Source organism: Parvularcula bermudensis HTCC2503, from assembly GCF_000152825.2.
Classification (GTDB): Bacteria; Pseudomonadota; Alphaproteobacteria; order Caulobacterales; family Parvularculaceae; genus Parvularcula; species Parvularcula bermudensis.
In genome coordinates this window covers 663,186-684,278 of record NC_014414.1, presented here as the reverse complement: position 1 = coordinate 684,278, position 21,093 = coordinate 663,186, and the positions used below count along the sequence as shown (strand labels likewise).

The window sequence follows — 21,093 nt, the reverse complement described above, 5'->3', positions numbered from 1 at the left end:
GGGCGAACGGGGAACCGTTTCGCGTCAAGAAAAGCCGCGAAAGCAACGGCCTAGGGGCGTTTCGCGGCTCCTATCGAACTCAATCGGCTCTAGCCGTCGAAGCGCTCAATCGCGAGGCACGCATTGGTGCCGCCAAAGCCAAAGCTATTGGATAAGAACGCGCGCAAATCGACATTGTCCTGACGTTCGCGAAGGATCGGCAGACCCTCAAACTCTGGATCGAGAGTTTCGATCGCCGCTGAGGCGGCCAGGAATCGATTTTTCATCATGATGAGGCCGTAGATCAATTCCTGCGCGCCGACGGCGCCGAGGGAATGGCCGGTCAGGGATTTTGTGGATCCGAAAGGGGGAATGTCGTCGCCGAACACGTCCTTGATCGCGCCGACCTCGCGACTGTCCCCGATCTTGGTGGCGGTGCCATGGGTATTGATATAGCCGATGCGTTGTTTCACCGTCGAAATGGCCTTGGCGATACAGCGGCTTGCCCCCTCACCGGAGGGCATGACCATATCGACGCCGTCGGAATTTGCGGCGTAGCCGGTGATCTCACCCCAAATTTTGGCGCCGCGGGCGAGGGCGCGGTCCAGCGCCTCCACCACCAGGGTCGCCGCGCCACCGGCGATCACGAACCCATCGCGGGCCGCATCATAGGCGCGGGAGGCCATTTCCGGCACGTCGTTGAACTTGCTCGACATGGCGCCCATGGCGTCGAACATGTTGGACAGGGTCCAGTCGAGATCCTCGCCCCCGCCGGCAAAGACAACGTCCTGCTTGCCCATCGCAACCTGCTCATAGGCGTGCCCGACGCAATGAACGCTGGTGGCGCAGGCCGAGCTGATTGAATAGTTGAGGCCCTTGATCTCGAAGGGGACGGCGAGCGTCGCCGAATTGGTCGAGCTCATGGCGCTGGGGACCGCAAAGGGACCGATCTTCCGGGGGCTGCCTGTTTCCAGAGTCGTGTTCGCTGCCGAAACGATCGTTTTTGTTGAAGGGCCACCGGACCCCATCACGATCCCCGTCATCTCGTGGCTGACCTCTTCGGGGCGAAGGCCTGAATCCTCGATGGCATCGCGCATGGCGATATAGTTCCACGCAGCCCCTTCGCCCATGAAGCGACGGGTTTTCCGTCCAAGAAGGTCGTTCACATCAATCTGGGGGCGGCCATGAACCTGGCTTTTAAACCCGTGCTCCGCCATTTCCGGCGCAAAGCTGAGGCCCGATTTTCCGTTGCGGAGTGAGTCCAGCACCTCGCTCACAGTGCTGCCAATCGAAGAAACAATCCCGACGCCCGTGACGACAACTCGACGCATAATAGTCCTTTCGGGGCCGAAAACGGCCAAGTGGCGTGCTATGATCGCCCCGAAAGCCTCGAGGCGTTGACAACGGAAAGCCTAAAGGCCGGTTGCCGACAATTGGTCCTGACTAAACAGGCCAACCCGCAAATCCGATGCCTTGTAGATAGGCACGTCATCCGCAAACATCACCCCGTCTGCGATTCCGAGGATGAGACGACCGCGCATTGCGCGACGTATATCGATCTCGTAGCGAACCAGGCTGACAGAGGGTTGGACCTGACCGGAAAATTTGATCTGCCCCGCCCCCAGGGCCCGCCCGTGACCTGGGCTGCCCCCCCAGGTCAGGAAGAAGCCCACAAGCTGCCACAGGGCATCGAGGCCGAGGCACCCGGGCATGACGGGGTCGCCCGGGAAATGGCATTCAAAGAACCAGAGGTCAGGGGTGATATCGAGCTCGGCGATGACCTGGCCTTTACCATGCTTGCCGCCATCCTCAGTGATCGAGAGGATCCGGTCGAACATCAGCATCGGGGGGACAGGCAATTGGGCCGTTCCCGGACCGCGCAGACCGTGCATGCCGCACTCGATCAAGGCTTCCTTATCGTAGGAGTGTCGCCGTTCGGACGTCGGGGTCGTTTCGCTCATGAAATGTGGGTCTGCCCTTAATTAATAGCGCACCTTGTAACGGCGGATATCGGAAATGGTCAATGCAACGGGGGCCTGCGTCGGCGGCCCATTGACGCAAAAAAAAATAGACCGGACAGCGTCGAGGCTGTCCGGATCTTGTCCAAGGCCTGGCTCGAGGTGGGGACCGGCGGCTTAGCTGTCCGCGCCCCACAGGCTGGTCGCCGGTAGCCAGCCGCGATATTCCCCCGCATGGACGCGGCACCAGCCCGCTTCGCAGGTCTCAAGCTTGAGGAAGACCCCGTTCGCCAACCGGGCGCGGGCCGCATTCGTCGCCCCCGGTCCCGTCCTCAAGATCGCCTCGGGGGCTTGCACCACGGCATGGGAATTGGCGCTGAGCATGGAACGATGGATCCACATGCGCTGGCCATCGCGGTCTTCGACCCGGCGCCAGATATTGTCGCGATCTTCACCGATCACCTTGAGCGGGAGCCCCTTCATAGAGAATTCGTAGGACACGGGGTAATCGAAGGACGGCCCAAATCTCGCCCGCACCCTATCCTTCCGTAGTCCCACAAAACGGGGGATCGGCAGTCCCGAGGCGCTGGTGGTCGACGTCGTGAAGGCGGGCGTCGAGGCTGAGGCGGCTTCGCTTGCTTGCGGCAGACCGAAACTTATCGCGGCGCATCCCACAACGACGGGAAGGCAGAATTGAAGAAACGAAATGGGCTTCATCAGGACCTCTCCATCTTGCTGAATGAGAGGTTAAGCCGCCGAGCGTTAAGCCATTGTAAAAGGGGGGATTAGAGCATCGGCGCGGCGTCAGGCCGGATCGTCTAGGCGGCGGGCCTCCGCCTCCAGCATGATCGGGATGCCGTTGCGGATTGGATAGGCAAGACGCGCCTTTGCCGAGACGAGCTCCCCCATTTCCTTGTCATAGGACAGTGGTCCGCGGCTGACGGGACACACTAAGAGGGTCAAGAGTTTCGGGTCTGGGGCATCGACAGTCGTCATTGTAATTGTCCTCCGTGTCCTGATTCTTTCTGCGGTGTGTCGGCCACCGCCATTTCCATCAGCGCGATGAGAGTCTCGGCCCGTTGTCGCAATCCTTCTGCTTCCAGCAAAGCCTGCTTTTCATCAGGCTCAAAGGGGCAGGTCATCGACACCGAATTCACGATGGTTTCCGCCGACGCGCCCTCGATCGTATCCCAATCGGCGCTGAGGCCGACCCCGTCGAGAAATCGCACGAGCAGTTCCAGCACGCGCTCCCTGAGGGCAGGATCCTCTTCTTGTGGATCGTGGCGATCGGCCACGAAGGGCTGCCAGTCGACCACCCCTTTGCGAAAGCCGCGGTCGTCTTGGGCGTCCTCAATCAAGCGAAACCGGCTGACCCCGGTTAATTCGATGAGATAGCGGCCATCGCCTGTCTCCGAGAACGAGATAATACGTCCCGCGCATCCCACCGAATAAAGGGGCGGCGAGACGTCATCGTCGAACCGGGGCCTGATCATCCCGACCAAGCGCTGATGACCGAGGGCGTAATCCGTCATCGCCAAATAGCGCGGCTCGAAAATATTGAGAGGCAATCGGGCCCGCGGCAGCAGCACCGCGCTGCGGAGAGGAAATAAGGCGATCGTTTCGGGCAACCGCCCTTCATATCGCTTTGGCATAATGAGCCCTTCGATCCATGGTGGCCGCCTCGCGAATAACGGGGCGGGCGCCGAATCAGGCAAAGAGGAGGGACGACAATCGCCGTCGCCCGGTTTTCACCGATGGATGGGTCGGAGGCAAAGCATCGAACAATTTCAATAACTTTTGCCGCGCCGCGCCCTCATCCCAGTCTTTGTCCAGCGCTATAGACTTAAGTAGCGCGTCCATCCCCGCGTCCACCGATCCATTATCGATTTCTGCCTCTCCGAGAGCGAATAGGGCGGCTGGATCCTCGGGGGATTGCTGTGCCCGGTCGCGGGCGGCCGTAAGCGCTGCGCTATCGGGCGCATTGCCGCCCAGCTCCAGCAGGGCTTGGGCCCGCGAAACCGCGGGGAGGGATTGTTTCTCCTCCGGAATAGCCTTCAACATGTCTGAGGCTTGGTCTTTATTGCCCGCCGATAGGGCGCAGCGGGCAAGGCCCGCGAGGGCGCGAGCTTGCGCATCACTCCCCGCTTCGGTCGCATCCGCAACGCCGGCGAAGATCTGCATGGCGGTGGCGACATCGCCTTGATCGAGGAGGGCTTCTGCGTCGTCGAGCATCGCCTCTGGGTCCGTTTCCCCCTGACCGCCGCCGAGGCCTGCCTGGGCGGCGATCTGTTCCACGCGGTCGAGGAATTGCCCGATTTGGCTATCCGGCAACGCCCCCTGGAAGCCGTCCACCGGCTGGCCGCCGACAAATGCCATGACGGTGGGGAGGGATTGGATACGTAATTGCTGGGCCAGCAGTTGGTTCTGGTCCGTGTCCACCTTGACCATGAGGATTTTGCCGCCGCGCGCCGTGATCTGCGCCTCAAGCAACGGCCCCAATTGGCGACAGGGGCCGCACCAGCTCGCCCAAAAATCGACGACCACAGGCACGGACATCGAGGCCTGGAGGACGTCCGCCTGAAATGTCTCGATGGTTGCATCCTTAATCAGGGCATTATTTTGTGCCGCCGGGGCGATGGGGTCGGTCATAGGGGCCTCCTCTGCGCACCGCAGATGGGCGATCCGGTCGCTCCCCGCAAGTCAGGTGGTGACGGGCAGCGAAAGGGGCGGCTGGCGGCTGAACGCCGTCACAAAGGCGATCAGCGCCTCAGGGGAGAGGCCAACCGACGCGGTATTTCGCAAAGGATGGCACCAAATCGTCGGGGATGAGATCAATTCTGTCGCCAAAACGACCCTGTCTATACGCCGCTCATCGTCATTGATGAGGGCCAGGGGGGTGAGACTGCCCGGGCTGACGCCAAGGCTTTGCTCCATGGTGTCGGGGGCGGCAAAGCTCAACCGGCCCGTCCCGAGCGCCTCGCTGAGTCCCCGCAAATTGGCCCGGACCATGGCGGGAACGGTGACGAGGATGAGCGCCCCTGATTTATCGGTCAAAAGCAGGCTCTTTGAATGCCCAGGGCCAGGCGCTCGCCCTTGGGCGAGGGCATTCGCCACCCGTGGGGTCGCCGCATGCTCCACCCATTCCACCGCATAGGCTTGGGACGTTAGCCATTGCACGGCGGGATCGGTCTGGGGCGAGGGGGGCATTCTCTGCCCCTACGCCAAACCGGTGGGGGCCATCAAAGCCCAACGCCTCACAAAAGATGGGGGGGCCGTTTGAGCGGAGCCGCGCACGAGAGCCAACCGCCCTGAGGCGAGGGGGGAGAGGAGAAAATTCGCTTGCACCCCATCGGCCCTTTCGTCATAAGGCGAACTCGCCGTCGCCCGGCACCCGGGGCGGCATGAGCGGGCGTAGCTCAGGGGTAGAGCATCACCTTGCCAAGGTGAGGGTCGTGCGTTCGAATCGCATCGCCCGCTCCAAACACTTTCTCAAAAACATCAATTGAATCAGCACGATAAAGCGTGGGCGCAAGCCCGTCGCTTGACGTTTGCCCAATTTCTCCCTACAAATTTCCCTACTATTGTTCCTACAAAGCGATTGGGCCGTGGATCAGGATAACCGTCATCTCAAGCGCAAGCGCGCGTACTGGCACTATCAACGCCGCGTCCCGAAGCGCTATGAGAGCATCGATGATCGTGGCGTCGTGGAGTGTTCGCTTCGCACGAAATCGATCGAGATCGCACGGTTGCGGCGCGACGCGATGGAAGAGTCCGACAACCTGTTCTGGGCGTCTCTCGCCGGGATGGATGGCGAGACGGAAACGGGCGAAGCGCAAGCCAGAAAGCGGCAGGTCGCCGAGAGACGCTACAACGCTGCAGCCGTCCGGGCGTTGGCGCGCGGCTTCGTCTACACACCCATCGATCAGCTCGCCGAGACGCCTGATCTCGGTGATATTCTCGACCGAATTAAAGTCATCAAAAGCGCCGATAAGGGTGCGCCAAGCCAGTCGGAAGAGGCCGAAGCCGAGGCGCTTTTGGGTACGGTTTCATCACCGCCTGCAACGGTCAGCTCCGCGTTTGAACTCTATTGTGACGAAATCGCCGCAGACGAATTGATCGGCAAATCCGAGGCCCAAAAGGCGGCGTGGAAGAAGACCAAGAACCGCGGCGTCCAGTATTTCATCGACGTGGTTGGCGACAAATCCATGCGGGAAATCACGCGGCAGGACGCGCAGCAATACTACAATTGGTGGAAAGATCGCGTCGTCCCGAAGCCGGGAAAAAAGGCGCTTAGCACCAAGACCGCCAACCGCGATCTTGGCAATATGCGCAAACTCTACGGCGAATATTTCAAATATATCGGGGAGGAAGACAGGCCGAATCCGTTCCGAAACCTCTCATTCAAAGACAAAAAATCCGCAGACGTGCCGCCCTTTGAAGATCAGTGGGTGCGAGAAAAAATCCTGGTTCCCGGTGCCCTCAAGGGCTTACGGGGCGACGCCGATTTGATCCTTTACGCCCTGATCGAAACGGGATGTCGGCCTGGTGAAATCGCCAACCTCCTCGCCGAGGACATCAATCTCGATGGCGATGCGCCGTACATTTCCATCCGGCCAAAGAGCGATCGGGAGATCAAGACAGCGTCGTCCATCCGTCAAATTCCGTTGGTTGGCGTATCCCTTGAAGCCATGCGGCAAGCGCCAAACGGCTTCCCCCATTATCGTGACAAGCCGGATCTTTTGTCGGCGAATCTGATGACGGCGATGAAGTCCCGGAACATGTTTCCGACCCCGGATCATAAAGTCTATTCCTTCAGACATTCATTCGAAAAGCGAATGCAGGAAGCAGAACTCGACTATGGTTTTCGCTGCATGATTATGGGCCATCGCAACTCGCGCCCTGCCTATGGCGATGGCGGCTCGATGGCGTATCGACGCGACCAAATATTGAAGATCGCTCATCCCGTCTCGGATCGATTGAAAGAATCTATCCGTTCCAAATAGCGCACTTTGGGCCTGGACACGCTAATTCAGAAAAGATTTTACAAGTTCAAGAGCAGAGCAGCGTTTTTCTGATGACCGTTGATGCCTGGGTCGACCGGGAGCTTAGTTAAGTGCCGTTAACGGCCAGAAAATCGGAATGACCAGTACGGCGACGACCAGCATGACGATGTTCAGGGGCAAGCCGATCTTCAGGAAATCGGTGAACCGATATCCTCCTGCGGTGTAGACGAGCGTATTGGTCTGATAGCCGATCGGTGTTGCAAAACTGGCGCTCGCCGCAAACATGACCGCGACAACAAACGGTCGCGGATCGATACCGAGCTGATGGCCGAGACCGATGGCGATAGGGGTGAGCAGGATGGCGGCCGCATTGTTGCTGATGATTTCAGTCATGACTGATGTGAAGAGATAAAGCGCGGCGAGAATGGCGACCGGTCCGAGGCCGCCAACCAAACTGGCGAGATTGTTGACGATCAGCGCCGCCGCTCCGGTCTTTTCCATGGCGAGGCCGAGCGCCAGCATGCCGAAGATCAACATCAATATGTCCCAGTGTATTGCCTTATAGGCTTCCTGGTGATCGAGACATCCAACCGCAACGACAATAGTCGCAGCAATAATGGCCAGCGCGGCGATCGGTAGGATTTCAAAAGCGGCGAGCCCCATCACAAGCAGAACGGCTGCAATGGCGATCGGCGCCTGGCCGCGCTTGATTGCGCGTTCAGACGTCTCGGTCAGATTGTTGAAGTCGCCTTCATCGAAAAGCTGGCGCATTCCTTTGGGCGGTCCTTCGAGAAGCACTGTGTCGCCAACATCAAACCGGATTTTGTCACGTTGGAGTCCAATGTTTTCTCCGCGCCTATGGATCGCGAGCACATAGACCCCGTAGAGGCGTGCGAGACCGCCTCCGGTGAGGGGCCGCCCGACAAGACGGGATTGTGCGCCGATTACGCCCTCCATGAGCACCGTCTCGCTGGTGCGCACGGGCTCAAAGCTCGGTCGCGTATTGGCCTCGGCGCCAACGGCGACGCTGCCCGCCTCTCGCAAGGTCAACATCTCCGAAACTGGCGAACGCAAGACTATGCGGTCTCCGCCTTCCAGAGCCAATTCATCAAGACGCGAACGAAGAGACTGTCCGGACCGGAACACATCAATAACCGAGAAGCCTTTCTCAGCGGAAAAGCCGGTTTCCCTTATCGATTTTCCGACAAGCGGTGAGTCGATCGGGATAAAGATTTCCGCCAGAAAGCGGCGATTCTTGATGTCTGGCAGGATAGCCGCCAGCGTCTCCCGCTCCGGAAGTAGAAACCGTCCGACAAGTGCAACATAGGCTGCGCCCGCAAGCGCGAGACACGCTCCGGCGCCTGTAATCTCGAACATGCCGAACGGGGCGAGGTCGCCCGACTGCGCGACGCCGTCCACCAGGATATTTGTCGAAGTCCCGATCAGCGTCATCGTGCCGCCGAAGATCGAGGCGAACGACAACGGAATGAGCAATTTCGACGGCGCGACGCCAATTGACTTCGCAAGACTTATCGCCACCGGAATGAGGATGACGACAACCGGCGTGTTATTGATGAAGGCCGACAAAATTATGACGCCCGCCATCATCGCGATAATCGCGATCATCGGTGATGCGTTCTTTGCAAGGCGTGCGACCAGTCGCCCGCCCTCGTCAATGACGCCGGTTCGCTCCAGCGCCGCCGACAAAACAAACATCGCCGCAATGGTGATCGGCGCCGAGTTTGAAAAGATCGCCAGCACCTCTTTCGTCGACAAGATGCCAGTGAGAAGGAGGGCGCCCATTGCCAGAAGCGCCACGATGTCAGCAGGAAACCGTTCGCGGACAAAACCGAAAAATACGATGACGACCAGAAACAGGACGAAACCAATTTCCATCGCTGAATGTGTTGCGAGACTATCCATCAGGCCGCGCCTCCCAATCGTTGGAAGCGCCCGGATGTCGGAACTCCCCATAACCCCATATTCTCGACAGGATTAGTCGTTTTTGTCAATTTGATTCATTGGGATCAGCCAGACCGGGAAGCGTAGCGACATATGCTGCGCTTCCCGGCGCCGATAACGAACTAGAACTCGCCGCGTATCGTCACGCCCCAGGTTCTCGGATCGCCTAAAGCGCCGGCGTAGTAGCCGGAGCTTGACTGGCCTGCCGCAAGCGACTCGAAATACTCGGTCTCGAGCGCGTTGCGGCTCCACGCGAATACTTCCCAGCCGTCATCGCCCCTGAAGCCGACGCGCGGGTTGAGCAACGTGTACCCATCCACATTGAGGTAGGCGGACTCCGTCGGTGAGGAAGAGAATTCTGATCTGTAATAGGCGTCGGCCGCCAGATAGAATTCACCGGAGCGGCCGAGCAGGTCGCCGCGCTGGCTGAGTTCTCCGCCGACAGAGATGGTCCACTCCGATAAACCGGGCAAACGTGTGCCGGACGCATCGACCACAGCGATCGATCCGCCCGCCTGTTCGAGCGGCGGCGGCGCGTTCTCAAAGGAAACGAATTCGCCATCAGCCCACGCCAGCGAACCGTAAAGCGAAAGCCAATCCGCAAGGCGTGCATTCGCGTCAAATTCAACACCCCTGACGCGGACTTCCTCTGCGTTGGCGAGGTAGCCTCGCAACACGCCCGACTGCCCGTTCACCACATTCACCTGATAGTCATTTATAGTAGTCTCATAAGCCGTGAGATTGGCGGTGACGCCCGGAAATGGCTGGGTTTTCAAGCCGATTTCGATATGCCGGACATCCTCCGGTTCAATCGTCGCGAGTTCCACCAATGGCTGACCATCACTTGTGGGCAGACCATTGTTGTTAAGGCCGAACGTCTTGAAAGCCGTCGCATAGGTCGCATAGGCGTTGATGTTGTCGGCAACGGCATATGCCACGGTCAATTGCCCCGACACATTCGTATCGTCCCCGGATGAGGCGTAATCCTGTGCGGATAGAACGCCGCGCTGAAGCGCCCTGAGCGCTGGATCATCGCTTGTATCAAGCCCGCCATAAAGGGTTGTCCGATAGTGCCCGTCCTTCTCATCATAGTTCAGCCTCAGTCCAGGGATGATTCTCAACCTGTCCGTCGCATGCCATTCGATCTGTCCGAACAGGGCGGCGCTCGAATGTTCCGACCGAATGTCGGACGTGAACCCATAACCGTCGAGCAGACCCGGCGTATCGTAACCGGGCGTTGAGGGATTCAGCAGAAACCGGAAAGCGGCCGCCCCGTTTTCTTGCTGGCCATAAGTTTTGACCACCTGATTGAACGCAAAAGCGCCGACCACGAAATCCAGGCTATCCGTGATGTCCCCTGCAAGGCGAAATTCCTGGGACCATTGAAATTGTTTCGACGGGTTCTGAGAAACAGTGACGATCGGCAAGCCCAAAAAGTCCCGGTCGTTCGAAGGTCCCCAATCCCAATATCGCCATGCGGTGATCGAGGTGAAGTCTCCGATTGCCGTTTCCCAATCCACTGTGAGCGATGCTCCGCCAAGGTCTTGATAGGACCTGTGCGGAGAATCGAGATCCGTGACGCGATCGAAGGGATCGAGACTGGGTGGCGCGTAGTCGAAATAGGCGGCCTGGGCCGCATATTGTCGGGCCTCCGGCCGGAGTGTGGGAATGACGCCAGCGAAGACCTGCGCATACCCTTCAGGACGCTGCCTGGTTACATCGCCGGACAAGGTGATGGACAGGGAATCACTCGGTGCAAACAGGATCGCGCCACGCACGCCGATATTGTTGATGTCGTTGAGATCGTCCTGCGTTGCGGTGTTGTAGAGGACGCCATCGCGTTGCGTTCCGGAAAATGCGATGCTGGCGGCGATGGTATCCGTCAACGGACCGGTCAAGGCGCCCCGAGCCTGCAAGTATCCGTAATTACCATAGCTGAGCTCTACACGCGCGTTCGGCTCAAACTGTGGCTTGCGGGTGGTGACGTTGATCGCTCCGGCGGTGGTGTTCTTGCCATAGAGCGTCCCTTGAGGGCCTCGAAGAACTTCGATCTGTTCAACGTCGAGAAAATCCAGCGTGGCTGACGCTGGGCGGGCGAAATAGACGCCGTCCACATAAAGACCGACGCCTTGCTCGATGCCGTCATTCGTCAAACCGAACGGCGCGCCGATCCCCCTGATGTTGACGGCGGAGTTGCGCGGATTGGTCGTGTAGAACTGGACCGAAGGGACGAGCAGGTCGATCCCGCCGATATTTGACGCGCCAGAGTTCGTCACAAACTCGCCCGCCAAAGCGGTGACAGGTATTGGGACGCTCTGGATATCTTCCTCTACGCGCCTGGCGGTCACCAGAACAACGTCTTGGACGGCCGGTCCGGTCTCGGATTTGAATTCGTCATTCTCTATCGTTTGGGCGGCGGCGGCGCCGGCCACAATAGGAAGAATGCTGACGGATAATAGGAAACGCGCGATCATAAGTCCCTCCTTGAGTATTGGGATCGCAACGCCTCCGGTTGTCCGGTCGGCTTATTGATTGAAATTTCGGGTGGTCAGGTGAAACGTAGGCGTTCAGTAACGTCGATCTGAACGACTTTTGAGGCGTGAACGGTAACGGTCACCGCGCCATATTCGAGGCAATCGAGCGCTGCCGAAATGCGCTCGATCACGTTCTGGTTCGGCGCAGGGTTAGGTGTTTCGGTTGAACATCGCTCGTCTGTCAAAGTCTTCCGTCGGTCCGTCATGTTCCTGTCCCTTCGAGAGATGCGTGAGGGTCTGGTTCCGGCGCGAACCTTTCGATCCATCGCCACATATCCATTATCTCTATCGATTTAGTCGTCTTTGTCAATCACCTTGCTTCTCAGAACGCTTCGGACGTCGCGGAATCAGTAAAAAATCGCCAGCGAAAGAACCGTCACCACGCCAGTAATGACTGTCAGGGGGGCTCCGCGCCTCAAGAAGTCCCTCAATTCATAGCCCGCAGCCCCCATCACGACTGTATTGTTGTGATGACCGAAAGGCGTCAGAAAATCGGTCGACGCGCCCGCCGCCACGGCCAACAGGAGCATATCTGGTGAAGCATTTGACGCTTCTGCGGCCGCAAGGGCGATTGGCGCCAGGATGGCGGCGGTCGCGACATTGTTGAGAAAGGGCGTAATCAGCGTGGCGACAGCCCACAGCGCTAGCGCCAACATGACTTTGTCTGACAGCGCAAGTTGCAGGATCGGCCCCGCCATGGCGGCGGCCGCGCCCGTCGTCTCGAAGGCATGGGCAAGCGGGATTAACGCTGCGAGCATGATCACCACACGCCAGTCTATCCGCCTCAACAGCTCGGGTAACGACGCCGCGCCGGCGATAGCCATCCCGGCGAGGGACAAACCGAAAGCGATTTCAGGCGGCGTTATCTGAGTCGCGGAAAGGAGAATTCCGCAGCCGAGCGCAATTGCCGCGAACGGTGTGATCCGCCCTGGCGGCGTATCGGATCGGCCAGCGAGCGCCAGACATCCGGCTTGCTCAAGCGCGCCGGCGAATGCGTCATCGTCGCCCTGGAGAAGAAGCACGTCACCGATAGAAATCTTGATATCAGCAAACCGGCCATCGACTCTCAGATTGGCGCCGCGAACGCCGATCACTTCGACACTATGGGTATCAAATGGCGCGATTGAGCCGACAGTGCTTCCAAGCACGACGCTCGACGGTGTGACGACCGCCTCCCTTATCGGCCAGGCACGATGATCGCCGACTGAATTTTCATCGCCCTTCCACAGACGATCGAACAGGCGATGCGGCGCCGCCAGAACGATGATATCGCCTGCCTGTAACCGGATGTCGTCCCTGCGGGCGAAAACGAATTCCTCTCTGCGCACAACATTGAGGATCTCGATGCTCTCTTCTCGTTCAATCTCTTCAAGAGATTTGCCCACCCAGGCTGCATCCTTTGACACAGGCCATTCAAACACGATGCGTTCTACCGCTTCGTCTTCTTCCCTTGGGTGTTCGCCGCCTCCGCTCCCGCGCGCGCCTCGTTCGCCATGGAATAAGCCGAGCCACAAGAGGCCCGCCAATACCGCCGGAAGGCCGACGACTGCGAAGACGAAAAACCCCATGGGAGCCCCAAGGTTTTCCTCTCTCGCGCCGCTGACGACAAGATTCGCGGGCGTCCCAATCAACGAGCACATACCGCCAAGCAGGGTCGCGAAAGAAAGCGGCATTAGCACTGTCTGCGGAGCAACACCGAGCCGACGGCAGCCTGCATAGGCGAGAGGCAGCATGATTGCGAGCGCGCCAATGTTATTCATGAAGACCGACAGGCCGGCGCCCCCGCACGCGAGAAAGAGGATCAACTGGCGTTCTGATGCCAGGCGCGACAGGATTGGCCGCGCGACGCGGTCGACAAGCCCCGACCGCGCAAGCAATTGCGTCAGCATCAGGATTTCGACGACGGTGATAACCGCTGAGTTCGAGAAACCAGCGAATACGGACGAAAAGTTGACTAGCCCGGCCAGCACGGCGGCGGAAAGTGCGGCGACCGCTACAACTTCGGTTCGCCAACGATTAAGCGCGAAGGCCGCCATTGCGCCCGCGAGGATAAGTATGATCCAGAGTTGATCAACCGTCATCGCGGCCCTCGTTTCCGAGTGTCGCCTTTTTCGCTCCGCTGTATCGAAACCGTCGCGTCACGGACCGAGCGTTCGTCAGCGCCGTCGCGCTTTGCCGCGCAGGTTTGCGGGCGCAAGACGTTCGTCAGCGATGGCGTCGGCTATCGTTGTTTTATCGAGCACCGCGCGCGTCGCATCGGCGACTTCCGCAAACACGCGCCGAATCTCGCAAGATTTTTCTCCATCGCAATCCTCGCATTTGCGATACGCCATCTTGCTCAAACAAGGCAGGGGGGCGATGGGCCCCTCGATGATGCGCAACACCTCGCCGAATGTGATCTGATCGGCCGGGCGCAACAGCATATAGCCGCCGTTCTTTCCTCGGCGACTGTCAAGAAGCCCATGGCGTTTCAGATCGAGAAGGATCTGTTCGAGGAATTTTTTCGGGATGTTCTGGCGTTCGGAAATATCGGCGATGATCAAAGCTTCGTCTTCAGCATGCGCACGCGCCAGCAGCACCATCGCCCGAAGGGCATACTTTGCTTTTTGGGAGATCATCGGCTGCTTCCGCTTGTAATGTTCCACCGTCAGCGCTTCGTCTTTGGAATCCGTGCTCGACACGCGCCTGCTTTGCTATTTTCCAACATGATCTATCCAGGATTTTTGGAAGAAAGTCTATAGGTTTGGTAGCGTAACTGGATAGGAATTCTGAATGCGGTTCCACACCGGCGCTTTTCCGCCCGCGTTTTAGGACTCCCAAATGTTCGGCAAAAGGCAACCTAGCGATGCAAAACTCACACCTTGATATTGACTTTCACGACTATTTCGATAGAGTAATAGACTAATTCACACCAGCACGGTGAAAACAAGCGTAGCGATGATGTGGCGTAAGATGTTGGGCATCTTGTTGAAGCGCACGAAACGAGATTCTCATGTCTCAAAACGATCCATCCCCTCATTCTTCAGAATTGCCGCCTCCGCGAAGCTGGATCGATTTGTCTGATGCCTTCCTCGTTCGGGTTGCCTCAAATTCTTCCGACGAGAAGGCTCAATTAGATCTCCGAGGTTTAGCGGAATTGGCTCCTTCACTTGAAAGTCAGGTCGTCGTCCAACTTCAACACCCTCCCTGGCAAACCTCTGATGTTGTTTCCATTCTTAGCCGGCTTCAACAACGCCAGTTGGTGATAGTTATTGATGATCTTTCAGCGTTCGCCACTGGATTGGCTTCACTGGCGCTCGAAACCGGATACGACACGTTTGTGGTCTGCCATGGCCTTGATGCCGCACCGCGCAGCGCAGTCTCTCGTCTGGAAATGATAGGAGCTGTTGTTCTTGAATTTGAGCAGTTTGCCGACGAGTGCCGTTTGGTGTCGGGAGTTTAGAACCCGCCTCACAACCTTTCGCTGCTATAGTTTCTTACGCCAATACAACAGCCAATCGTTACGCCACCAATGCCATGGCAGACTACGCCCTGTTTTTTTAGTACACCTACCGGCACTCGCATTTGCCCCAATTGATCACCGTCTGTAGCGGCGTATTCAAATGGAATATCCAATGACGATATCGCTTTATGATCTCAGTGTCCCGACGTTCCTGCAAACGTCCAGGGCCATCGGAAATGTGCTTGACCGGGCTGTTCAGTATTGCGGAGAAGCTGGTGCCAACCCTGACGATTTTGTTGAAGTCCGCCTCTTCGATGACATGGCGCCCTTCCATTTTCAGATTGAGGCGCTGAAGAATCACTCCGTCTGGGGGCTCAAAACCGTTAAGACCGGTGCGTTCACGCCACCGCCCTTGGTGGGACCCATGCCTTTCAGTGACTTGCAGGCGATTGTTCGTCAGGCAATTGCCGATCTGGAGGCGCTCACTCCTGATGAGGTCAATAGCTGGTCAGGCAAGGATCTAGAAATTGACGTCTTTCGACCGCTTGACCCGGCAAACGCGTCGACTTCGAAATGGGGGCCGCAGCGTTTGGCTTTCACGCCTGAAACCTATCTCCTTACTTACTCGCTCCCGAATTTCTATTTTCACGTCGTGACCGCCTACAACATCCTGCGCGCGCAGGGCATGCCAATCGGAAAGGGCGATTACGAAGGAACGCTACGGAGCAAGCCCGCTTAGCTCCCTGCAGGAACCCTAATCCTCCCTTTGATATAAGCCTCAGGCGGCAGAGACTTCGATCTCGCTCCAGTCAATTATCAGTGTGCGGTTCGCAAAGTACCAGGTGCCCTCCACGCGGGCGAACTCGTCATAATAGCGGATGGCCATCACCTGGCGTTTTCTCTGGCCGTCTTCACGAACAGCTCGCGAATGATGTCCTGCTTCATCGCCAGCAAGGACGTCTGGCGTGCGGCTTTATTCGTCGTCATCGTCGTCGCCATCCCCATACCAACCGCTGTCATCGATCTCGCAGTCGGAGAAGGCGACGTCGCCAGGCGCATCGGTTGGCGCGGTCAACTGCATTGTAAAGGGAAAGTCGTGGGCGATTTCTGTCGCGTCATCCCCCCGACCATAATGGAGCGTCACCGGGGCCTCGCCGACCACGACAATGAGGATTTCACTGGCTGTGATGCCCGCAATGTCAATCGAGTCGATGGCGATGAAAGGATCGACCTCGTAACCATGAGAAGCGACGAGGTCGATATCGCCGAAGGTCCGTTCGACGAAGGCCGCCATCATCTGATTGTAAACTTCGCTCTCAAGGACCTCCTTCACTGTCTCCCGGCAGGTCTTGAACGCCTCCAGCAATCCTTCCAGCGCGCTCACCGCGGCTTCGACAAAGGCCACGATTTCTTCGGCGTCCGCCAGAACACGGCCGGGGCGAACATGGGTTGCCCGGTTCAGCGCATCGATGGCGGTGATGGCCTGTCTGTGCAAGTCCGCGACATCGACGCCGAGGTTCGCTACATATTCATCCGACAGTCCTCCCTGACTTGCATAGACAGCGCGTTGGCGTCGCGTGACGCCTGGCGTGTCCGGCGCCTGTCGGAACCAGTCGCAGGCTCGGACCTCATCGTCCGGCGCGGCGTTGTGCAGGAGATACGTGAACAGCTCCCTCAGCCCGACCGCGAACAAATGCGCCCGCATCGGATTGTCCTGATCGGCCAGAACGCGAAGCGCTCCGTCCAACAGGTCTCGTGAAAACCCGTCCGGTAGCTCCTGTTCGAGGTGTCGGCGTCTTTCCTCATCCATGATGAGAATCATCATGACCGCACGAGGTTAATATCCTGGTTACTTTTCTTGGGACTCGACCTGGGCGCCTCCGGCTGCGCCGGACCGCGCTCGCGTGAATGGAGCCGCCTGAATGGGCGTCTCCACCCTTCGGGCGTTGATCGCTGGCGCATCTGGATCGTTTTAACCAGCGGACGGGGCGCGGGACGCGCCCCGGCTTTTTTTTGGTGTTTCCCCTGAAGACGGGGGTGGGCGGTCGGCGCGTATGGCGCCGGGCGGTCCCGACCGCAAGGGCCTTGGATCTTGATCCGTCCAGGTCGTTTTTATTCTCCTACCAACGCCCTTGCGCCCGCTCCCTTGTGCCCGGCGCGTGACGGCCTCTCGCCGAACACCCCCGCCTTCCGGGGAAATGTGTGACAGGGCGGAGAAGGAGGCTGACGCCATGACCACACCTGCGAACACCGCACCCCTTGGAACACCTGCCGGGCGAAGCTGCGAAACACCCCAGCGGGATGATTGCCGCATCTATGTGGCCTGCCTCGCGGCTTACAATAACGGCATTCTGCACGGGCGCTGGATCGACGCCGCCAGCGGTGAAGCCCATATCTGGGATGAGACACGCGCCATGCTGGCGGCTTCACCTATTCCGAATGCGGAGGAATGGGCGATTCACGACTATGAAGGCTTCGAGGGTGCGAGCCTTGAAGAATATTCCAGCTTTGAAACCGTTGTGGCGCTGGCTGAGTTTATCGGCGAGCATGGCCGGTTAGGCGCGGAACTCTACAGCCATTTTGGCAACGCTCTGGAGGCCGCGCGCGCCGCCTTCGAGGACTATGCGGGCGAACATAAGAGCCTCGCCCACTTCGCCGAGGATTTGAATCTGGAATGCGGCCCCGTCATTCCGAAACGCTACGAATATTATATCGATTGGGAGGCGATGGGCCGCGACATGGAACTGTCGGGCGATGTCTTCACCATTGAGACGGGATTTGAAGAAATCCACGTCTTCTGGTCGCGTTGAGAGGGGGCGAGAACGATGGCCCGCTTTCAAGCCAAACCAAGAGAGGACGGCAAAGGCCCTTACAGATGGGCGCATGTGGTCCGTTCACGCAAAGGGTTTCGCCTTGGCTCGATCTACCGCCAGATAGGCGATGATCTAAACCCGGACGAAACCCGCGCCCTGACGCAGATTTGCGCCCGCGAAGGCTTTGACCTGCGGAGGGTGCCATGACCTTCACCGAAACCTTTGGCGGCTTCGTGTGCGAAGGCGATGCGATCCACTGCGAGAAAGATGGGTATCACGTCACCGCGCGCATCGTCCGCGATGACTGCCCCGACGCGCCGGACGAGCGCCAGGACGGTTTCTGGCCCTCGCTCTACAAGGACGCGCCCGGCTTTATCGGACCCGGAAAGAACTTTCGTCAACGCTTCGATGACGCCCAAGCGCGCGCGGAACACATTATGGAGGCGTGGCGCAAGGACGACTGGTTCTACTGCGGCGTCGTCCTGTCAGTGAGTTTCGCTAAGATACACTTGCTTGACCACGCCGCCAGCCTCTGGGGCGTCGAGGCGAATTATCCCGATACAGACAATTCCTATCTGACCGAAACTGCAAACGAACTTCTGGCCGAAGCGCTCGACGCCGCGCGGGCCGAGCAGGCGCGACTTTGCGCCACCCTTTGCAATCAAGACACCGCCACCTGCTGACGAAATTCCCAACCCCAACCCATCAAGGACTCAATCTCATGAAACTCCAACATATCCCTGTCGAGCAACTAAAGGTCAGCAAGCTGAATATGCGGCATGAGCGCAGGAAGCCCGATATTTCGGACATCCTGCCATCGATCCGCGAACGCGGCGTCCGCCAGGCGCTGCTTGTTCGCAAGGAAGGCCAGCACTACGGCGTTGTCGCCGGTCGCCGTCGCCTGTTCGCCCTCAAACAGGTTGCGAAGGAAACAGGAAAATCCCTCACTGCGCCGTGCGGCGTTCTTGGGCCGGGAGACGACGCCGAGGCGATTGAAGACTCGCTTCTGGAAAACATCGCCCGGTTGCCGCCCGGCGAATTCCAGCAATATGACGCCTTCGCCCGGCTCGTTCAGGCGGGAAAGTCCGCTGAAGACATCGCCGCGACCTTCGGCATCACGGAACTTAAAGTGCGCCGCGTGCTGGCGTTGGCGAACCTCTTGCCGGACATCAAGCGGCTCTATGAAGACGATGAAGTCGATGCGGGCACGTTGCGGGCGCTGACCCTCGCCACACCGGACCAGCAGGAAAGCTGGCTGAAACTCGTCGCTGATCCGAACGAACACGCCCCGCGCGGCGAGCGCCTTAAAGCATGGCTGACGGGCGGCGCGCGCATTTTCACCAAGGCAGCGCTGTTCGATCTTGCAGCCTATGACGGGCATATCCTGACCGACCTGTTCGGCGACAGCGCCATCTTCGCCGACCCAGACCTGTTTTGGTCCTGTCAGAACGCGGCCATCGCCGAACGGATCGACGCCTATAAGGCGGCGGGTTGGCGAGCGGTCGAGATTCTGGAACGCGGCGCGTTCTGGTCTTCATGGGAGTATGTGAAACGTCCCAAGACCAAAGGCGGATGCATCTATGTCGAAACCCGCCATGACGGGACCGTGGCATTCCATGAAGGCTATGTCAGCCAGAAAGAAGCGCAGCGGCTTGAAGGGGCGACGAAAGGGGAGAAGGACGCAGCGGCGCCTGAAAAACCGGAAATGTCCGGCCCCTTGGGGGAATATGTCACCCTTCACCGCCACGCCGCGATCCGGGCGCGCTTGCCCGGTCATCCGGGCGTCGCACTCCGTATCGCCGTCGCCCATCTGCTGATCGGCTCGGCGCTCTGGCGCATCGACGCCGACCCGCAGCGAACCCGCAAGCAGGCGACAGCCGACAGCCTCGCCGACAGCGAGGGCGAACGCCTAGTACGGGAAGAAGCCGCCCATGTCTGCGCCATGCTGGGCTTTGAAAATCCCGAGCGCGGGATCGTGCGACAGAGCGGCGATGGCTGGACGACCGCCAAGGTGTTCGCACGGCTGCTGGAAATGAGCGACAGCGATGTGCTCCGAATACTAGCCCTCGCAATGGCCGAAAGTCTGGAAGCAGGATCGCCAATGGTCGAAGCTTTGGCGCAGACCATCGAACCCGACCTCGCGGCGCTCTGGACTCCGGACGAAGCCTTCTTCGACCTGTTGCGAGACAAGCGCGTCATCAATGCGATGGTCGCCGACATCGCAGGTGAAGCAGCGGCGAAAGCCTGCCTCACGGAAACCGGCAAGGCGCAAAAGCAGATCCTCCGTAACCGCATCGATGGCAAAAGATGCAAAGCCTCGCCCGACTGGCGCCCCCGCTGGATGACGGACGTTCCCACAGCCTATCTCGCCGCAAATGGCTGTCCGCCTGTCGCGGCGGCGGAAAAGGCGCGCTCGGCGATTTCAGAAGGGAAGAAAGCGGTAGCGTAACGATCAAGCGCCGCGCTGGCTCGCCAGTGCGGCGCCTACGTCATCGAGGCAGCACTGAAGACTATCAGCGAGTCGCGACATAGCCGCCGCATCCGCTTCGCCGGATGCGGCGGCCTGCACTGCAAGCAATTCCCTGACCAATGCGTGAAGGGCTACCGGCTCGCACACGCCATCATCACCGAACAGGCGCGCATTCTCCTCAGCGGACAAATTCTCGCAATCAAGCGCGACAAATCCTGATTGGGTCATGAAAATGCGCAGGCGTTCGATATCTACCGGATGCTTCACTTCAAACGCCTTTCTCAAATGCCCGCCGTCAGCCGCGAATGACGAATCCCAAATATATTTGGTAGCGAAGAATCGCGCCCCTTGTCCACTTGGGGCGGATGAACGCAAGGGATATAGTCGCACGGAATGTCAGGAAAAGACGCGCCGAACTGGGCCTCAGCCAGGACGAAGTCGGCGCGCGCGCTGACTCGTCCGGCAACTATATCGGCATGATCGAGCGCAGCGAGACCTCGGTTTCCATCGACATGCTCGCAGACATCGCCGAAGTGCTGGGCGTATCCCTGCGCGACCTTGTCGATCCCGATTGGACTGGCGTGGAGCACGGATCGGCGAATTGAGCCCGGTCTCGCCTCTTCGGGAACCAGCATCACGGACTGGTCTCGGCAACTCGGCGGGCGCGTCTTGCGTCGCCGAAACGGGTTGAGCCTGCATCCAGTCGCTTGCGCCATCACCATCTCTCATAGCGCAGGCGCCGCGTCTCGGCCACTTCCCCTGAGCGAGCCCTGACCCATGGGCCGAAACGCCGCCGGCCCTGAAACCCTGCGCCGCGAGCTTTTTTCCTCCCCGCTGCGCGGGTTCATCGCGAACCAAAAAAGCGCGCGGCTTCGGGTGCTCCACATGCGTTCCGCCCGGCTCCGCAGAGCCGGTTCGGACCGTCGCCGCCC

General features: G+C 59.1%; 21 protein-coding genes and 1 tRNA gene. 8 read left to right on the top strand and 14 right to left on the bottom strand.

Features of this window, described 5'->3' with window-relative positions; genetic code table 11:
• Positions 1-89: 89 nt before the first annotated feature.
• The 7 genes from fabB to PB2503_RS03270 all read right to left on the bottom strand — a co-directional run bounded on the left by fabB (position 90) and on the right by PB2503_RS03270 (position 5,144).
• Complete coding sequence (gene fabB, locus PB2503_RS03300) at positions 90-1,310, bottom strand: beta-ketoacyl-ACP synthase I (protein ID WP_013299803.1); 1,221 nt, start codon at positions 1,308-1,310, stop codon at positions 90-92.
• Between the two features lie 81 nt (positions 1,311-1,391).
• Positions 1,392-1,940 (bottom strand): bifunctional 3-hydroxydecanoyl-ACP dehydratase/trans-2-decenoyl-ACP isomerase, encoded by a 549-nt coding sequence (fabA, locus tag PB2503_RS03295; RefSeq protein ID WP_013299802.1) that lies wholly within the window; start codon positions 1,938-1,940, stop codon positions 1,392-1,394.
• A 174-nt stretch (positions 1,941-2,114) separates the two neighbouring features.
• On the bottom strand, positions 2,115-2,654 hold the full coding sequence (locus tag PB2503_RS03290; protein WP_013299801.1) for an SH3 domain-containing protein: 540 nt from the start codon (positions 2,652-2,654) through the stop codon (positions 2,115-2,117).
• Positions 2,655-2,741: 87 nt separating this feature from the next.
• A complete protein-coding gene (locus PB2503_RS03285; protein ID WP_013299800.1) occupies positions 2,742-2,933 on the bottom strand; it encodes a Trm112 family protein in 192 nt (63 codons plus the stop codon).
• Positions 2,930-3,589, bottom strand: a complete 660-nt coding sequence (locus PB2503_RS03280; RefSeq protein ID WP_013299799.1) for an LON peptidase substrate-binding domain-containing protein — start codon at positions 3,587-3,589, stop codon at positions 2,930-2,932. The genes PB2503_RS03285 and PB2503_RS03280 overlap by 4 nt, the downstream gene beginning before the upstream one ends.
• Positions 3,590-3,644: 55 nt before the next feature.
• Positions 3,645-4,586, bottom strand: a complete 942-nt coding sequence (locus PB2503_RS03275; RefSeq protein WP_013299798.1) for a tetratricopeptide repeat protein — start codon at positions 4,584-4,586, stop codon at positions 3,645-3,647.
• Between the two features lie 51 nt (positions 4,587-4,637).
• Positions 4,638-5,144 carry a prolyl-tRNA synthetase associated domain-containing protein gene (locus PB2503_RS03270; RefSeq protein ID WP_013299797.1) on the bottom strand — a complete coding sequence of 169 codons (507 nt, stop codon included), beginning with the start codon at positions 5,142-5,144 and terminating at the stop codon, positions 4,638-4,640.
• A gap of 198 nt (positions 5,145-5,342) precedes the next feature.
• Between PB2503_RS03270 and PB2503_RS03265 the strand changes: the two genes are divergently transcribed.
• Together PB2503_RS03265 and PB2503_RS03260 are read left to right on the top strand one after the other, a co-directional pair.
• Positions 5,343-5,417: transfer RNA gene (locus tag PB2503_RS03265), tRNA-Gly, on the top strand.
• 125 nt (positions 5,418-5,542) lie between these two features.
• A complete protein-coding gene (locus tag PB2503_RS03260; RefSeq protein ID WP_013299796.1) occupies positions 5,543-6,940 on the top strand; it encodes an integrase in 1,398 nt (465 codons plus the stop codon).
• A gap of 102 nt (positions 6,941-7,042) precedes the next feature.
• Here the strand turns inward: PB2503_RS03260 and PB2503_RS03255 are convergent, their stop codons facing one another.
• The 5 genes from PB2503_RS03255 to PB2503_RS03235 all read right to left on the bottom strand — a co-directional run bounded on the left by PB2503_RS03255 (position 7,043) and on the right by PB2503_RS03235 (position 14,054).
• Positions 7,043-8,863: an SLC13 family permease gene (locus PB2503_RS03255; protein ID WP_174558023.1), complete on the bottom strand. Its 1,821-nt coding sequence runs from the start codon at positions 8,861-8,863 to the stop codon at positions 7,043-7,045.
• Between the two features lie 161 nt (positions 8,864-9,024).
• Positions 9,025-11,376, bottom strand: coding sequence for a TonB-dependent receptor (locus PB2503_RS03250; RefSeq protein ID WP_013299794.1), 2,352 nt, complete (start codon positions 11,374-11,376; stop codon positions 9,025-9,027).
• 74 nt (positions 11,377-11,450) lie between these two features.
• The gene (locus tag PB2503_RS03245) at positions 11,451-11,642 is read right to left on the bottom strand and encodes a YezD family protein (protein WP_013299793.1); all 192 of its coding nucleotides are present in this window, start codon (positions 11,640-11,642) and stop codon (positions 11,451-11,453) included.
• Between the two features lie 141 nt (positions 11,643-11,783).
• Positions 11,784-13,517, bottom strand: a complete 1,734-nt coding sequence (locus PB2503_RS03240; RefSeq protein WP_013299792.1) for an SLC13 family permease — start codon at positions 13,515-13,517, stop codon at positions 11,784-11,786.
• Positions 13,518-13,592: 75 nt separating this feature from the next.
• Positions 13,593-14,054: an RrF2 family transcriptional regulator gene (locus tag PB2503_RS03235; RefSeq protein WP_041535214.1), complete on the bottom strand. Its 462-nt coding sequence runs from the start codon at positions 14,052-14,054 to the stop codon at positions 13,593-13,595.
• A 374-nt stretch (positions 14,055-14,428) separates the two neighbouring features.
• Here PB2503_RS03235 and PB2503_RS14505 point away from each other — a divergent pair, with 374 nt between their 5' ends.
• Positions 14,429-14,878 carry a hypothetical protein gene (locus PB2503_RS14505; protein ID WP_148235180.1) on the top strand — a complete coding sequence of 150 codons (450 nt, stop codon included), beginning with the start codon at positions 14,429-14,431 and terminating at the stop codon, positions 14,876-14,878.
• A gap of 172 nt (positions 14,879-15,050) precedes the next feature.
• Positions 15,051-15,617 (top strand): DUF1993 domain-containing protein, encoded by a 567-nt coding sequence (locus PB2503_RS03230; protein WP_013299789.1) that lies wholly within the window; start codon positions 15,051-15,053, stop codon positions 15,615-15,617.
• Positions 15,618-15,851: 234 nt separating this feature from the next.
• On the opposite strand, the gene PB2503_RS03225 is transcribed toward PB2503_RS03230, so the two are convergent.
• Positions 15,852-16,688: a pPIWI-associating nuclease domain-containing protein gene (locus tag PB2503_RS03225; protein ID WP_148235179.1), complete on the bottom strand. Its 837-nt coding sequence runs from the start codon at positions 16,686-16,688 to the stop codon at positions 15,852-15,854.
• A 421-nt stretch (positions 16,689-17,109) separates the two neighbouring features.
• Between PB2503_RS03225 and PB2503_RS03220 the strand changes: the two genes are divergently transcribed.
• The 3 genes from PB2503_RS03220 (at position 17,110) to PB2503_RS03205 (ending at position 20,140) form a co-directional block, all read left to right on the top strand.
• Positions 17,110-17,688 carry an antirestriction protein ArdA gene (locus PB2503_RS03220; protein WP_013299785.1) on the top strand — a complete coding sequence of 193 codons (579 nt, stop codon included), beginning with the start codon at positions 17,110-17,112 and terminating at the stop codon, positions 17,686-17,688.
• A gap of 206 nt (positions 17,689-17,894) precedes the next feature.
• Positions 17,895-18,374, top strand: coding sequence for a hypothetical protein (locus PB2503_RS03210; RefSeq protein WP_013299783.1), 480 nt, complete (start codon positions 17,895-17,897; stop codon positions 18,372-18,374).
• A gap of 38 nt (positions 18,375-18,412) precedes the next feature.
• Positions 18,413-20,140: a ParB/RepB/Spo0J family partition protein gene (locus tag PB2503_RS03205; RefSeq protein ID WP_013299782.1), complete on the top strand. Its 1,728-nt coding sequence runs from the start codon at positions 18,413-18,415 to the stop codon at positions 20,138-20,140.
• Between the two features lie 3 nt (positions 20,141-20,143).
• Here the strand turns inward: PB2503_RS03205 and PB2503_RS03200 are convergent, their stop codons facing one another.
• Positions 20,144-20,428 (bottom strand): hypothetical protein, encoded by a 285-nt coding sequence (locus PB2503_RS03200; protein ID WP_013299781.1) that lies wholly within the window; start codon positions 20,426-20,428, stop codon positions 20,144-20,146.
• 98 nt (positions 20,429-20,526) lie between these two features.
• Between PB2503_RS03200 and PB2503_RS03195 the strand changes: the two genes are divergently transcribed.
• Positions 20,527-20,766 (top strand): helix-turn-helix domain-containing protein, encoded by a 240-nt coding sequence (locus tag PB2503_RS03195; RefSeq protein WP_013299780.1) that lies wholly within the window; start codon positions 20,527-20,529, stop codon positions 20,764-20,766.
• Positions 20,767-21,093: the final 327 nt, after the last annotated feature.